Source organism: Streptomyces mangrovisoli (assembly GCF_000974985.2).
In the GTDB taxonomy this organism is placed as follows: domain Bacteria; phylum Actinomycetota; class Actinomycetes; order Streptomycetales; family Streptomycetaceae; genus Streptomyces; species Streptomyces mangrovisoli.
Window position 1 is genome coordinate 1 of the sequence record NZ_LAVA02000005.1, and the last position, 13,231, is coordinate 13,231.

Here is a 13,231-nt window from a genome sequence, read left to right on the forward strand (position 1 = left end):
GCAGGTGCGCTACGACCCGCAGGCACGTCGTGGCTGATCGCGCAGTTCCCCGCGCCCCTGGGGGAGCCGCCCAGCCGTACTCCCAGGGGCGCGGGGAACTGCGCGAAAGAGCCCCACCGGGTCGCAGGCGCAGGACGACCCGCGGGCACGTCATGGCCGGTCGCGCGGTTCCCCGCGCCCCTGGGGGGCGAACCGCCGGACCGCTACTCCGCCGCGCCGTACAGGCGATCCCCCGCGTCCCCCAGGCCAGGGACGATGTAGCCGTGCTCGTTGAGGCGCTCGTCGACGGCCGCCGTCACGACCGTCACCGGCGTGCCCGCGAGCTCGCGCTCCATCAGCTCGACGCCCTCGGGGGCGGCCAGCAGCACCACGGCGGTGACATCGTCCGCGCCGCGCCGGATCAGCTCCTGGATCGCCGCGACCAGCGTGCCGCCCGTGGCGAGCATCGGGTCCAGGACGTACACCTGGCGCCCCGAGAGGTCCTCCGGCATCCGGGAGGCGTACGTCGACGCCTGGAGCGTCTCCTCGTTGCGGACCATGCCGAGGAAGCCCACCTCGGCGGTCGGCAGCAGCCGCACCATGCCGTCCAGCATCCCGAGGCCGGCCCGCAGGATCGGGACCACCAGGGGGCGCGGGTAGGAGAGCTTGACGCCGGTGGTGGCGGCGACCGGCGTCCGGATGTCGACGACCTCGGTGCGCACGTCCCGCGTGGCCTCGTAGGCGAGCAGGGTGACCAGTTCGTCGGCGAGCCGGCGGAAGGTCGCGGAGTCGGTGCGCTCGTCGCGCAGCGTGGTGAGCTTGTGGGCGACCAGCGGGTGGTCGACGACGTGGAGACGCATAAGCACCACATTAACCGTGCTCGATGTCCCCACGCGCCCGCATCAAACCGCCCGTCCGAGGGAAAGTGGGAGGGACGGACCTGGGGTGATGCACCGATGCCTGACCTGCCCGAGCGGAACGCCGAAGGACAGCAGCAGCCGCGCGAGACGGACGCCGAGCGCCGCCGACGGCGCGCCCAGTTCCTGCGCGATCTCGCCGAGGCGCGGGAGTTGCGCGACCGGGTGCAGCCGCGCCGCGCCAAGGCCGCCCGGCTGCGACATGCCATGCGGATGCGGACGTTCCGCTGGTAAAGAAGATCACGGCCGGTATCGGGGCGGGGCGGGCGGCCGTGCCGAGGCCGCGGCCAAACCCGCGTACGATCCGCAGGTGGCGGCAACGAGCGCGCTGGTGAGTCGTTTTCGGATGTGCGATCAAAACCACCGGACACAGGGTGCCGAAGACGTCCCCTGAACGCTTTGTTTCTGCCACGATTCCGAGTGGGTGGGGCTCGGAGCACAGCTCTTCCCGCCCAGAACCTCCGCCGGGGGGACCCCCAACCGGCACGCCTATGACCAGTGGGAGAGTCACGGTGTACTTCGCCGCACTGCTCGCGCGCACCGAAGACGGGTGGGAAGCGAGCGACACAGAGCTCGACGATGTGGAGACCCTGTCGGACCTGGCCGACCTGGCCCGTGAAGCCTCGCCCGAGGACGACACGGTCCTGGTGCTCATCGAGCAGGAGGACGCGTGGTTCGGCGTCGTCCGCATCGACGGTGAGGACGACCCGCGTATCTACGTCTCGGACGCCGCCGCCGCTGCCCGCAGCTCGTACGGCGAGATCCTGCTCACCGACGAACTGCTCGGGCGGGAGCCCGGCGACGACGCGGCCGATCTGGACTCGCTGGACCTCGACGGCACCGAGGACGGTGAGCCCGACGACGATGACGACGAGGAGGGCTCCGGCGCCGATTCGGTGCCGCACAGCCCCGTCGGCGACAGCGAGATCCTCGACGACCTGGGCGTCAGCGAGAAGGAGCTGCGCGCCCTGGACGCGGAGGACGCGCTGAACACGATCGCCGAGGCCCTCGGGGCCTCGGAGGTGCTGGAGACCGTCCGCTGACCGCACCGCACACCGGACCGGCCGCGCCCGCGGATCCGCCGGCGCACTCCGGCCACGGGCCCGGACCGCATTCCGGCCCCCGGCCCGGACCGCCCCCCGGTCGCGGACCGGGTCCGGCGCCGGACCCGGTCCGCGACCGCTGGCGGGCGGCCATGCGGCTCGCCCTGGACGAGGCCGGGCTGGCCGTCCGGGGCGGGGACGTCCCCGTCGGCGCCGTCGTGCTGTCCGCGGACGGTACGACGGTGCTGGCGAGCGGCCACAACGAGCGGGAGGCCACCGGGGACCCCACCGCGCACGCCGAGGTCCTCGCGATCCGGCGCGCCGCGGCGCGGCTCGGCGAGTGGCGGCTGGCGGGCTGCACGCTGGTCGTCACCCTGGAGCCGTGCACGATGTGCGCCGGGGCGCTGGTGCAGTCCAGGGTGGACCGGGTCGTCTACGGTGCCCGCGACGACAAGGCGGGCGCGGCCGGCTCCCTGTGGGACGTGGTCCGCGACCGCCGCCTCAACCACCGCCCCGAGGTGATCGAGGGCGTCCTCGCGGACGAGTGCGCGCGGCTGCTCACGGATTTCTTCCGGGACCGCTGAATACCGATTTCAGCGAGGGCGACACTGTGCTGTAGGGTCTCCCTCGGTAGCGTGTCCGAGCGGCCGAAGGAGCTCGCCTCGAAAGCGAGTGTGGCGCAAGTCACCGAGGGTTCAAATCCCTCCGCTACCGCCGAAGAAGGGCCCCGTCGCGAGACGGGGCCCTTCGTGCGTCCGCGGGCGTGGACGTCGTGTCCGTGCGGGCCCTTCGGCCCCGGTCATCGCCCATCTGCGGCCACCCCTAAAGGCGTTGTGCCGGTTAAACTCGCGCCGGCAGGCAGAGGCATTGGCCAGGGCATCACAGGGGAGGCCGCGATGGCGGTGAACGCGAAGAAGATCGCCGTCTATGCGCTCGTGGTCTTCGTGCTGTACGTGATCATCACGGATCCGGCCAAGGCCGCGGACTACGTGCAGATAGGGTTCGAGGGCATATCGGACGCCGCCAAGGCCATCGGCACCTTCATGACCTGGCTGGCCGACGGCGCCCAGAACTAGGGCCTGCCGACGGAACGGCCCAGGCCCCGCCGACAGAAAGGCCCCGGGAACCCGCATGATGCGCCATCTGGTCCTCTTCAAGCTCAACGAAGGTGTCGAGCGCGACGACCCCCGGGTCGTGGCGGGCGTCGAGGCGTTCCGGGCACTGGACGGGAAGATCCCCGAGATCCGGTTCTGGGAGCTGGGCTGGAACGTCAGCGACCGGCCCATCGCCTACGACTTCGCCATCAACTCCGGCTTCGACGACGCCGAGTCGCTGCGCGCCTACGTGGAGCACCCCGAGCACCAGGCGGGCGTCGCCCTCTGGCGCGAGTTCGCCACCTGGGTGATCGCCGACTACGCCTACTGAGCGCCCGCCGAGCCTTCCTCGGACCGGGGCGCGCGCCCGTTCGCGCGGCGCGATCCCGACCCTGTGCAGCCCCCCGCCGGAACGCGGGGGGCTGTGCCACGTTGCGTACCTCGACGTGCCCTCAACACGACGTAAGGGGGTGCTTGCACACAGTGCACATGTCTTGTGATGCTATGACCGCTTTTGACGGTTGATTGATCGAAGAAGAGGTGGCGTTGACCGTGTCGGCCAGTACTGCGCCGCCCCAGGACGAGGTGCCCGCCCAGCCTCCCGCGCCCGACGAGCGCCCCGCGCCCGACGAGCCTCCGGGGAGCGGACCGGCCGCCGGGAACGCGCAGCCGCCGGGGAGCGGACCGGTCACCGAGACCGCGCAGACTCCCGGGCCGGCCCAGCCGCCCGCACCCGCACCCCCCGCGGAGAAGCGCCGCGGCGCGGACACCCGGGCGCTCACCCAGGTGCTGTTCGCACAGTTGAAAGACCTCCGGCCGGGCACGCCGGAGCACGACCGCGTGCGCGGGGCGCTCATCGAGGCCAACCTCCCGCTCGTGCGCTACGCGGCCGCCCGCTTCCGCTCCCGCAACGAGCCGATGGAGGACGTGGTCCAGGTCGGCACCATCGGGTTGATCAACGCCATCGACCGCTTCGACCCCGAGCGCGGCGTGCAGTTCCCGACGTTCGCCATGCCGACCGTGGTCGGCGAGATCAAGCGGTACTTCCGGGACAACGTCCGCACCGTCCATGTGCCGCGCCGGCTCCACGAGTTGTGGGTCCAGGTCAACAGCGCCACCGAGGACCTCACCACGGCCTTCGGGCGCTCCCCCTCGACCGCCGAGATCGCCGAACGGCTGCGCATCGGCGAGGACGAGGTGCTCTCCTGCATCGAGGCCGGGCGGTCGTACCACGCGACCTCCCTGGAGGCCGCGCAGGAGGGCGACGGGCTGCCCGGACTGCTCGACCGGATCGGCTACGAGGACCCCGCCCTGGACGGCGTGGAACACCGCGATCTGGTACGGCATCTGCTGGTCCAGCTTCCCGAGCGGGAACAGAGAATCCTGCTGCTGCGGTACTACAGCAATCTCACCCAGTCGCAGATCAGTGCGGAACTCGGCGTCTCGCAGATGCACGTTTCCCGGCTACTCGCGCGTAGCTTCCAGCGCCTCCGATCCGCAAACAGGATCGAGGTGTAACCGGCACGAGCGAATCGCTCACCAGGGCGGTTCCCGACAGTTGTGCGCCGATAGACCGTCAGACCCCCTCTTTCCAGGGCCGATTCGCGCTCAACATGTCGACTTATCACTTCAGGGTGTTGCCGACATGTGACATTCTGCGGGAAGCGCGTTTGCCGCGGCTCCGGCTCCGGTATTCAGGTGAAGGCATCGTTCCTCCACGGAACGACGCCGCGACCGTCCCGCGACCCAAAGGGGGTGGCATGTCCGCAGAACAGGGCAGCTCGAAGGTGCTCACGCTCCAGAAGAGCGACACCACGACCGAGGCGCTCGACACACTCGGCGGCCCCATCGATGAGGTCGTGGCTCCCGAGACCGAGCCGGCTCCGGCTCCTCCCGTCTCGGAAGCCATCGACACCCGCACCCTGTCCCGCTCCCTGTTCCTGCGGCTCGCCGCACTCGACGAGCACAGCCCCGAACGCGCCTACGTCCGGGACACCCTCATCGAGCTCAACCTCCCCCTGGTCCGCTACGCGGCCGCCCGCTTCCGCTCCCGCAACGAGCCGATGGAGGACATCGTCCAGGTCGGCACCATCGGCCTGATCAAGGCGATCGACCGGTTCGACTGCGAGCGCGGCGTCGAGTTCCCGACGTTCGCCATGCCGACCGTGGTCGGCGAGATCAAGCGGTTCTTCCGCGACACGTCGTGGTCGGTGCGGGTGCCGCGGCGGCTCCAGGAGCTGCGCCTGGCCCTGACGAAGGCCAGCGACGAGCTGTCCCAGAAGCTCGACCGCTCCCCGACGGTGACCGAACTGGCCGCCGTGCTCGGGGTGTCCGAGGAGGACGTGGTCGACGGCCTGGCGGTCGGCAACGCCTACACCGCCTCCTCGCTGGACTCCCCCGCCCCGGAGGACGACGGCGGCGAGGGCTCCCTGGCCGACCGCCTCGGCTACGAGGACACGGCCCTGGAGGGCGTCGAGTACCGCGAGTCGCTGAAGCCGCTGCTGGCCAAGCTGCCGCCCCGCGAGCGGCGGATCATCATGCTGCGGTTCTTCGCCAACATGACCCAGTCGCAGATCGGCGAGGAGGTCGGCATCTCCCAGATGCACGTCTCCCGGCTGCTCACCCGGACCCTGGCCCAGCTGCGCGAGGGTCTCATCTCGGACTGACCCCCGCCGGGTCCCGGTCGGGCCGGGTCTCGCGGATCCGCCGCGAGGGTTCCTATTTGACGGAGCGTCAGCCACCATGGCGCGATGCTTCGAGCGACAGTGACGCATGGCCGTCGGGGCGCCGCGATCGGCGCGTCGGCGGCCGTCGCCGTGCTGGGCGTGGCGCTCGCGGCCTGCGGCGGGGGCGCGGGCGGCGGCTACGCGGCGGTGGGGCCCGCGGACGGCCCCTCGGGGACTCCGACGACGGGTCCGACGGGAGCGGTACGGCTCGTCCCGCTGGACGGCGCCTCCGACTCCCCACGGCCCGGAGGCGGTTCGGGCGACAGCAGCGACACGAGCGACAGGAGCGGCAGCCGCGGCGAGGGCGCCGAGGACCGCGAGAGCGGCGCGGGCGGCTCGCCCGCCGCCGCGGCAGCGGGTCCGGGAACGGACGCCGGCGCCACGGCCCCCTCCGGAGCACACGGCTCCCACACGTCACCCACGCCCACGTCGTCCCGTACGGCCGCGCCCGCGGCGCTCGCCTGGAGCGGTCCCGCATGGCAGGCCGGAGACCGGCGCTGGTGCGACGAGGTGACCGTGGAGTTCCGCAACTCCGGCGGCACACCGGTGCGTTCGGGCACGGTGACGTTCGGGACGCACATCATCGGGGCGCTCGGCATCGACTGGGCGACCGTCACGTCCACCGAGGACCTCCCGGCGCCGATCGGCGCCGGGGCGCGCACGTCGGCGACCTGGACGGTGTGCGTCGACGCCTGGCGGGTTCCGCTGGGGATGCACGTCGAGACCCGCGACGCGTCCGTCCGGTGGACGTAGCCACGGGTCCGTGCGAACCCCGGCCGTGAAGTGGAACGGGCGTGCCCCGCAGGGCACTTCGTCACATCAGCGCCAGCCAGGCCACCGCCGCGACGATCACGACCGCGGCGACCACGCCGACGATCAGGCCGATGCGCGGGCCCGCGGGCGCCGCCTGCTGCTGCTGTTGGCCCTGCGGGGCCTCGTCGACGAAGGCGCGGAACATCTGGGTGCTGCCGGCGGGGTCGTAGTTGCCCTGGGGGCCCTGGGTGTTAGCCATGGCCCGAGACACTAGCGAATCGGCGGCAGCGGCCCAAGTGGGGGACCGTGCGCAAAACCGGCCGTAGCCGTACGCGGATTTACGGTTGCCATACTTGCCTTTGCCAAGTTTTTAGCCCTGAAGCCCCCCAATTATTTGCCTGTAACAACCAACCGGTCATATGGTTGCCCAAAGCAACGAGTAGCGGGAGGTGTGATGGCGGAGCAGGCGCAGTTCGAGGAGCTGGCCCGTCAGCTCAGCGCCGTCGGAGCCGTGAAGCGGGACATGGGCCGGATCCTGCCGCCCGACTGTCCGGCCGGCTCCGCGGCCGTGCTGACCGTGCTCGGCCGTCACGGGGACATGCGCATGAGCCGGCTCACCGAGCTGCTCGCCGTCGACATGTCCGTGACCAGCCGGCATGTCGCGCACCTCGCCGACCGCGGCTGGCTCGAACGGTCCCCCGACCCCGCGGACGGACGCTCCCGGATCCTGCGGCTCACCCCCGCGGGCCGGACCATGCTCGGCGAGCTCTACGAGCGGATGACCGAGCTGCTGGCCCACCGGCTGAGCGACTGGACCGACGACGAGATCGGGCAGCTGACCGGTCTGATGACCCGGCTGCGGGAGAGCTTCGGCGACTGCCGCTCCCCGCACTCCCGGGCGCCCGCCCTCACCCCCGCACTCACCCCGACCACCCGTACACCCGCGACCACGTAGAAAAGGAAACCCATGGCAACGACCACACCAGCAGGTGTGCGGGCCCACGCGAAGCACGGGGGAGGCGCAGGCCAGGCCCCGATGTCCCATCGGCAGATCATGGAGGCGCTCTCCGGTCTGCTGCTCGGCCTGTTCGCCGCGATCCTCTCGTCGACGATCGTCACCAACGCCCTGCCGACCATCATCGGCGACCTCGGCGGCGGCCAGTCCGCCTACACCTGGGTCGTCGCGGCCGCCCTGCTGGCGATGACCGCCTCGGTCCCGCTGTGGGGCAAGATGGCGGACCTGGTCAGCAAGAAGACCCTGGTCCAGACGTCCCTCGGGATCTACATCGTCGGCTCGATCGTCGCCGGTCTCTCGCAGAACCCGGCGATGCTGATCAGCGCCCGTGTCATCCAGGGCCTCGGCGCCGGCGGTCTGTCCGCCCTGGTGCAGGTCATCCTGGCCGCGATGATCTCCCCCCGGGAGCGCGGCCGGTACTCCGGCTACACCGGCGCCACGTTCGCGGTCGCGACCGTGGGCGGCCCGCTGCTCGGCGGCGTGATCACCGACACCTCGTGGCTCGGCTGGCGCTACTGCCTGTTCGTCGGCATCCCCTTCGCGCTGATAGCGCTCGTGCTGCTGCAGAAGACGCTGCACCTGCCCGTCGTCAAGCGCCAGGTCAAGGTCGACTGGCTGGGCGCCTTCTTCATCACCGCCGCGGCCTGCCTGCTGCTGCTCTGGGTGACCTTCGCCGACGACAAGTACGACTGGGTCTCCTGGCAGTCCGGCGTGATGGTCGGCGGCACGATCGTGCTGACGCTGCTGTTCCTGCTCACGGAGACGAAGGCCAGCGAGCCGATCATCCCGCTGCGCCTGTTCCGCAACCGCACCATCTCGCTCGCGTCGCTCGCCTCGATGTTCGTCGGCGTCGGCATGTACGCGGGCACCGTGTTCTTCTCGCAGTACTTCCAGCTGGCCCGCGACAAGTCCCCGACGATGTCCGGCGTCATGACCATCCCGATGATCGGCGGCCTGTTCCTGTCGTCGATGGTCTCCGGCCAGGTCATCACCCGCACCGGCCGCTGGAAGGCCTGGCTGGTCGCCGGCGGCGCCTCGCTCACCGCGGGCCTCGCCCTGCTCGGCGGGATGCGCTACGACACCCCGTACTGGGAGCTGTCGATCTACATGGCGCTGCTGGGCATCGGCGTCGGCATGATGATGCAGAACCTGGTGCTCTCCACGCAGAACCAGGTCGCCCCGCGCGACCTCGGCGTGGCCTCCTCCGTCGTCAGCTTCTTCCGCTCCCTGGGCGGCGCGGTCGGCGTCGGCGTGCTCGGCTCGGTGATGTCCACCCGGATCACCCACTACGCCAAGGACACCATCACCGCCCTGGACCCGCAGAGCCAGGCGGCCGCGGCCAAGGCGGTCGGCGGCAGCGCGCTGCCCGACATGGACGCCCTGCCCGGCCCGATCCGCACCTGGCTGGAGGGCGCCTACGGCCACGGCATCGGAGACGTCTTCCTCTTCAGCGCGCCGGCCGCGTTCATCGCCTTCCTGGTCGTGATCTTCATCAAGGAGGTCCCGCTGCGGACCACCGGCGCCCTCGCGCAGGCCGCCGAGCAGGAGGGCCTCGCCGTCGCGGACGCCGCGGCCGTCGCCGGGGCCCCGGTCCCGGTGGAGCCGGTCTCCGACGCCGATGTGGAGGGCGCCCCGACCGGGTCGGCCGCCCCGGTCCCCGACCCGGTCCCCGCCGCGGCGTTCGCCGGGGCACCGGCCGCCCACGCCCCGGCCACCGAGGGCACGGCCCGGCTCGCCGCCGTCGCCGCACCGGCCGCCGCCTCGGCGACCGTCACCGCCCACGGCGCGGGCGTCCCGGTCCGCGGCCAGGTCCGCGGCGCCGAGAGCGCGCCCGTCGCGCAGGCCGCGGTCACCCTGATCTCGCTGACCGGCAGCCAGCTCGGCCGCTCGGTCGCGCGGGCCGACGGCTCCTACGCGGTGAGCGCGCCGGGCGCGGGCAGCTACGTCCTGATCGCCTCCGCCGACGGCTACCAGCCGCAGGCCTCCACGATCGTGGTGAACGGCGAACCCGTCGACTACGACATCCTGCTCAGCGGCACCAGCGGCCTCGGCGGCACGGTGCGCGCCACCGAGAGCGGGCAGCCGGTCAAGGACGCGATGGTGATCGTCACCGACGTGCGCGGCGATCTGCTGGCCACCGGCACCACCGGCGAACAGGGCGAGTTCGCCTTCGCCGAGCTGGTGCCCGGCACCGTGACCCTCGCGGTGAACGCGGCCGGCTTCCGGCCCCGGGCGCTGCCGGTCGAGGTGGGCGGCACCGGCGTCACCCGGATCGAGGTCGACCTCGACTCCGGCGCCCGGCTCCTGGGTGTCGTACGGGCCCCGCACGGCCCGCTGGCCGACGCCCGGGTCACCCTGGTCGACGCGGCGGGCAACGTGGTCGCCACCGCCACCACCGGCGCGGACGGCGCGTACGCCTTCGGCGATCTGGACGGCGGCGAGTACACCGTCATCGCGACGGGCTACCCGCCGGCCGCGACCGCGCTGACGGTCACCGGCCAGGGTGTCGACGGACACGACATCGAACTGGCCCACCCGGACGAGTAGTCCGGCCCCGGCCCGTGGCGCGCCCCGCGCCACGGGCCGGTTCCCTTACAGGCACGTACCGGCATTCGCCGGCAATCGCAGCGCTTTCTCCAGGAGTTGACGGGATGGGACTGACCGCGAAGATCCGTACGCGGGACGGCTGGGCCGTGTCGCACGCGGTCGTCACGGTGACCGACATGACGGGCGCGCAGGTGCTGCGCGCCGAGGCGGACCCCGAGGGGGCGGTGCGCGATGCCACCGCTCTCGCGCCGGGCCCGTACACGGTGATCGTCACGGCCGTCGGCTACGCCCCCGCCGCCGCGACCGCGCTGGTCACCGCGAGCGGCCGGGCCGAGGTCGGCACGGTGACGCTGACCCGGCAGGGCGGCACCGAACTGCCCCCGCCCGGCCCGTGGACGATCGACCCGGCGCACTCCGCGGTCGCCGCCGTCGCCCAGCACCTGGGGATCTCCAGCGTGCGGGGCCGGTTCACCGCGTTCACGGGCGCGATCGAGATCGCCCCGGACGACGTCGCCAAGTCCCGCGTGGAGGCGGTGATCGAGGCCGCGTCCATCGACACCGGCAACCACACCCGGGACGAGCACCTGCGCTCCGCCGACTTCCTCGACGTGGCGAACCACCCGGAGATCACCTACCGGAGCACCGGCCTGACCGCGGCGGGCCCGGACCGCTGGACGGTCCACGGCGACCTCTCGATGCGCGGTGTCGTACGGCCCGTCGACCTCGACCTCGCCTACCTCGGCACCGGCGCCGACCCCTGGGGCGGCACCCGGGCGGCGTTCCGCGCCACGGCCGAGCTGCGCCGCGAGGACTTCGCGATGAACTACAACCAGGTCCTCCAGGCGGGCATCGCCGCCATCGGCACCACGCTGCGGATCGAGCTGGACGTCCAGGCGGTCCAGGGCGAGTCCCTGCCGGCCGTCTGACGACCGCGGCGACCTGGCCCCGGCGGTCGTACGTCCTTCATCAGGACGTCAGTTGTCCGTCGACGCGACGATCCGCCGGGCCAGGTCGCGGAGCTTGACGTTCTCCCGCTGCGAGGCGCGCACCAGGCTCTCGAACGCGGCGACCGCGTCGATGTCCAGCCGCTCCATGAGGATGCCGGTGGCCTGCCCGATCAGATCGCGGGTGTGCATGGCCTCGGTGAGCTGCTCCCGCACGGTGACGGAGTTCAGCGCGAGGCCGACATGCGCCGTGAGCAGCCGCCCGACCCGGGTGGCGGACTCGTCGAAGGCGTACGGGTCCCGGGAGTACGCGGTCAGGACGGTGAGCCTGCGCTTGTCCGCGCGCAGCCTGAGCGAGAGCACCGAGCGCACCCCGACGCCGGCCAGCGGTCCCTCGCCGAGACCGTTGTCACCGGCCGCCACGCGCACCACCGGCGAGGCCCACAGCCGCTCCCGGTGCGGGAGTTCGGGGCTCGCGGCGTCTCGCACCAGGTCGTCGCTCCAGGCGAGAGTCCGCAGGCCCTCACCGCGGTCGATCTCCGACACACCGGCGTGGTCCGCGCCGGGCAGCAGGTCCACCGTCAGCCGGACGGCCGTGCGCAGCGTGTCCTGCGGAGTGGTCGTCCCGTGCAGTTGCCGAGCAGCATCGGTGAGTGCCTCGGCCAGCTCAAGACCGGCCGACAGGCGCGTCATATCGGAAAATTCAGACGAAGCCACCACGAACCTCTCGAATGGCATGGCCCTCGGCCATGCTCAGGGAGAGCTCCGCAGCACATTCCCGACTGCGAGCACACGACACCTGCACTTTATCTGTTCCGACTCGATCCCGGACATGCCGTCTAGGCTCGGCCCCATGGCACCCACTATCGCGACGAACACCCGTGTATCGCTGGCCGAACTGCTGGACTTCGTGCGCCCCCGGCACCGCGCGCTCCTGCTCACCCGCCGTGCCGACGGCGGTCCTCAGGGCTCCCCGCTGACCTGCGGGGTCGACGACTCGGGGCGGATCGTGGTGTCGACGTATCCGGAGCGGGCCAAGACCCGCAACGCCAAGCGCGACGAGCGCGTCGGGCTCATCGTGCTGAGCGACGAGTGGAACGGCCCGTGGGTGCAGATCGACGGCACGGCGGAGGTGATCGACGCGCCCGACTCCGTCGAGCCGCTCGTGGAGTACTACCGCAACATCGCCGGTGAGCACCCGGACTGGGACGAGTACCGGGCAGCGATGCTCAAGCAGGGCAAGTCGATCATCCGGATCACCCCGGAGCGCTGGGGGCCGGTGGCCACCGGCGGCTTCCCGGCACGGCTGGTGGACGAGGAGGCGTAGGCCGGCCCTCGCGGGCGACCGTCGCCTCGATGCCCGCGACCAGCAGGTCCAGGGCGACGGCGAAGTCCCGGTCCAGGGGCTCCGCGAGCGAGTCGGCGGCCGCCCGCTCGTCCCGGGCGGCGACCCGGCCCTCGACCGTCCCGTGGCCGTAGACGAATCCGAAGACGGCCGAGATGGCGCCGGTGATGCCGTGGGCGGGCAGGCCGGTGCGGCCGACGACCTGGCGCACGGCCCGGGAGAAGGCCGTGGAGCGCGGGCCGATGTCGGGGTAGCGGCCGACGAGCGGGGAGAGCCAGGGATGGCGGACCAGCAGCGCGCGGTACTGCGCGGCGAGCGCGCGCAGTTGGTCCCGCCAGTCCTCGGCCCCCCGGTCCCCGCCCCGGTCTTCCCGGTCCCCGCCACCCACACCGCCCTCCCCGTCCTCGCCGCCCTCTCTGTCCTCGCCACCCGCTCCGTCCTCGCCACCCGCTCCGTCCTTGCCTCCCTCTCCGTCCTGCGGTGCGGTCGGCAGGTCCAGTTCGCCGTGGACGGCGTCCAGGGCCAGTTCGAGGAGGTCGTCCTTGGTGTCGACGTACCAGTAGACGGACATCGCCGTCACGTTCAGCTCGGCGGCGAGGCGGCGCATGGAGAACCGGGCGAGGCCCTCGGCGTCCAGCAGCCGTACAGTGGCCTCGGTGATCCGTTCCCGGTCGAGCCCGGAGGGCTGCCCGCCGCCGCGGCCGCCGCGCCGCGGCCGGTCCGTGAGCCAGACGCTGGTCCGCGCGGGCCGCTCGGCCGCCTTCGCCATGGCTCACCTTCCTCGGCAGTCGCTTCCTCGGTACTCGCGTCGCCGGGGCGAACACCCGGCCGCCGCCTTCGAGTCTGCCCGTCCGGCGGCGCGGACGCG

General features: G+C 72.2%; 16 protein-coding genes and 1 tRNA gene. 13 read left to right on the forward strand and 4 right to left on the reverse strand.

Going from position 1 to position 13,231, the window contains the following annotated elements; all coding sequences use genetic code 11:
• Positions 1–203: 203 nt before the first annotated feature.
• Positions 204–839 carry a uracil phosphoribosyltransferase gene (gene upp, locus WN71_RS03050; RefSeq protein ID WP_046583781.1) on the reverse strand — a complete coding sequence of 212 codons (636 nt, stop codon included), beginning with the start codon at positions 837–839 and terminating at the stop codon, positions 204–206.
• Between the two features lie 96 nt (positions 840–935).
• On the opposite strand from upp, the gene WN71_RS03055 reads away from it, so the two are divergent.
• The 9 genes from WN71_RS03055 to WN71_RS03095 all read left to right on the forward strand — a co-directional run bounded on the left by WN71_RS03055 (position 936) and on the right by WN71_RS03095 (position 6,512).
• The gene (locus WN71_RS03055) at positions 936–1,130 is read left to right on the forward strand and encodes a hypothetical protein (protein WP_046583780.1); all 195 of its coding nucleotides are present in this window, start codon (positions 936–938) and stop codon (positions 1,128–1,130) included.
• A 278-nt stretch (positions 1,131–1,408) separates the two neighbouring features.
• The gene (locus WN71_RS03060; protein ID WP_046583779.1) at positions 1,409–1,939 is read left to right on the forward strand and encodes a tRNA adenosine deaminase-associated protein; all 531 of its coding nucleotides are present in this window, start codon (positions 1,409–1,411) and stop codon (positions 1,937–1,939) included.
• Between the two features lie 152 nt (positions 1,940–2,091).
• Entirely contained in the window at positions 2,092–2,523 is a 432-nt protein-coding gene (gene tadA / locus WN71_RS03065) for a tRNA adenosine(34) deaminase TadA (protein ID WP_046583778.1), read from the forward strand.
• A 45-nt stretch (positions 2,524–2,568) separates the two neighbouring features.
• Positions 2,569–2,653, forward strand: a tRNA-Ser gene (locus WN71_RS03070).
• A 182-nt stretch (positions 2,654–2,835) separates the two neighbouring features.
• The gene (locus WN71_RS03075) at positions 2,836–3,015 is read left to right on the forward strand and encodes a hypothetical protein (protein ID WP_046583777.1); all 180 of its coding nucleotides are present in this window, start codon (positions 2,836–2,838) and stop codon (positions 3,013–3,015) included.
• A 55-nt stretch (positions 3,016–3,070) separates the two neighbouring features.
• Complete coding sequence (locus tag WN71_RS03080; protein WP_046583776.1) at positions 3,071–3,364, forward strand: Dabb family protein; 294 nt, start codon at positions 3,071–3,073, stop codon at positions 3,362–3,364.
• 221 nt (positions 3,365–3,585) lie between these two features.
• Complete coding sequence (locus tag WN71_RS03085) at positions 3,586–4,551, forward strand: RNA polymerase sigma factor SigF (RefSeq protein ID WP_046583790.1); 966 nt, start codon at positions 3,586–3,588, stop codon at positions 4,549–4,551.
• Between the two features lie 242 nt (positions 4,552–4,793).
• Positions 4,794–5,699 carry an RNA polymerase sigma factor SigF gene (locus tag WN71_RS03090; protein WP_046583775.1) on the forward strand — a complete coding sequence of 302 codons (906 nt, stop codon included), beginning with the start codon at positions 4,794–4,796 and terminating at the stop codon, positions 5,697–5,699.
• Positions 5,700–5,783: 84 nt separating this feature from the next.
• A complete protein-coding gene (locus WN71_RS03095; RefSeq protein WP_046583774.1) occupies positions 5,784–6,512 on the forward strand; it encodes a hypothetical protein in 729 nt (242 codons plus the stop codon).
• A gap of 61 nt (positions 6,513–6,573) precedes the next feature.
• Here the strand turns inward: WN71_RS03095 and WN71_RS03100 are convergent, their stop codons facing one another.
• On the reverse strand, positions 6,574–6,771 hold the full coding sequence (locus WN71_RS03100) for a hypothetical protein (RefSeq protein WP_046583773.1): 198 nt from the start codon (positions 6,769–6,771) through the stop codon (positions 6,574–6,576).
• A 195-nt stretch (positions 6,772–6,966) separates the two neighbouring features.
• Between WN71_RS03100 and WN71_RS03105 the strand changes: the two genes are divergently transcribed.
• The 3 genes from WN71_RS03105 to WN71_RS03115 all read left to right on the forward strand — a co-directional run bounded on the left by WN71_RS03105 (position 6,967) and on the right by WN71_RS03115 (position 11,000).
• Positions 6,967–7,467, forward strand: a complete 501-nt coding sequence (locus WN71_RS03105) for a MarR family winged helix-turn-helix transcriptional regulator (protein ID WP_046583772.1) — start codon at positions 6,967–6,969, stop codon at positions 7,465–7,467.
• A gap of 81 nt (positions 7,468–7,548) precedes the next feature.
• Positions 7,549–10,074: an MFS transporter gene (locus tag WN71_RS03110; protein ID WP_046583771.1), complete on the forward strand. Its 2,526-nt coding sequence runs from the start codon at positions 7,549–7,551 to the stop codon at positions 10,072–10,074.
• Positions 10,075–10,178: 104 nt separating this feature from the next.
• Positions 10,179–11,000, forward strand: a complete 822-nt coding sequence (locus tag WN71_RS03115) for a YceI family protein (RefSeq protein ID WP_046583770.1) — start codon at positions 10,179–10,181, stop codon at positions 10,998–11,000.
• 48 nt (positions 11,001–11,048) lie between these two features.
• On the opposite strand, the gene WN71_RS03120 is transcribed toward WN71_RS03115, so the two are convergent.
• Positions 11,049–11,711: a GAF and ANTAR domain-containing protein gene (locus WN71_RS03120; RefSeq protein ID WP_046583769.1), complete on the reverse strand. Its 663-nt coding sequence runs from the start codon at positions 11,709–11,711 to the stop codon at positions 11,049–11,051.
• A 160-nt stretch (positions 11,712–11,871) separates the two neighbouring features.
• Between WN71_RS03120 and WN71_RS03125 the strand changes: the two genes are divergently transcribed.
• A complete protein-coding gene (locus tag WN71_RS03125; RefSeq protein WP_046583768.1) occupies positions 11,872–12,345 on the forward strand; it encodes a PPOX class F420-dependent oxidoreductase in 474 nt (157 codons plus the stop codon).
• On the opposite strand, the gene WN71_RS39465 is transcribed toward WN71_RS03125, so the two are convergent.
• Entirely contained in the window at positions 12,275–13,132 is an 858-nt protein-coding gene (locus WN71_RS39465; protein WP_240529546.1) for a TetR/AcrR family transcriptional regulator, read from the reverse strand. The two genes, WN71_RS03125 and WN71_RS39465, sit on opposite strands and share 71 nt — an antisense overlap.
• Between the last annotated feature and the right edge of the window lie 99 nt (positions 13,133–13,231).

Bases quoted from the DNA above. Each gene is read 5' to 3' on its own strand.
- upp (WP_046583781.1), bottom strand. From the start codon at position 839: ATGCGTCTCCACGTCGTCGACCACCCGCTGGTCGCCCACAAGCTCACC.
- WN71_RS03055 (WP_046583780.1), top strand. From the start codon at position 936: ATGCCTGACCTGCCCGAGCGGAACGCCGAAGGACAGCAGCAGCCGCGC.
- tadA (WP_046583778.1), top strand. From the start codon at position 2,092: ATGCGGCTCGCCCTGGACGAGGCCGGGCTGGCCGTCCGGGGCGGGGAC.
- WN71_RS03075 (WP_046583777.1), top strand. From the start codon at position 2,836: ATGGCGGTGAACGCGAAGAAGATCGCCGTCTATGCGCTCGTGGTCTTC.
- WN71_RS03080 (WP_046583776.1), top strand. From the start codon at position 3,071: ATGATGCGCCATCTGGTCCTCTTCAAGCTCAACGAAGGTGTCGAGCGC.
- WN71_RS03090 (WP_046583775.1), top strand. From the start codon at position 4,794: ATGTCCGCAGAACAGGGCAGCTCGAAGGTGCTCACGCTCCAGAAGAGC.
- WN71_RS03095 (WP_046583774.1), top strand. From the start codon at position 5,784: ATGCTTCGAGCGACAGTGACGCATGGCCGTCGGGGCGCCGCGATCGGC.
- WN71_RS03100 (WP_046583773.1), bottom strand. From the start codon at position 6,771: ATGGCTAACACCCAGGGCCCCCAGGGCAACTACGACCCCGCCGGCAGC.
- WN71_RS03105 (WP_046583772.1), top strand. From the start codon at position 6,967: ATGGCGGAGCAGGCGCAGTTCGAGGAGCTGGCCCGTCAGCTCAGCGCC.
- WN71_RS03110 (WP_046583771.1), top strand. From the start codon at position 7,549: ATGTCCCATCGGCAGATCATGGAGGCGCTCTCCGGTCTGCTGCTCGGC.
- WN71_RS03115 (WP_046583770.1), top strand. From the start codon at position 10,179: ATGGGACTGACCGCGAAGATCCGTACGCGGGACGGCTGGGCCGTGTCG.
- WN71_RS03120 (WP_046583769.1), bottom strand. From the start codon at position 11,711: ATGACGCGCCTGTCGGCCGGTCTTGAGCTGGCCGAGGCACTCACCGAT.
- WN71_RS03125 (WP_046583768.1), top strand. From the start codon at position 11,872: ATGGCACCCACTATCGCGACGAACACCCGTGTATCGCTGGCCGAACTG.
- WN71_RS39465 (WP_240529546.1), bottom strand. From the start codon at position 13,132: ATGGCGAAGGCGGCCGAGCGGCCCGCGCGGACCAGCGTCTGGCTCACG.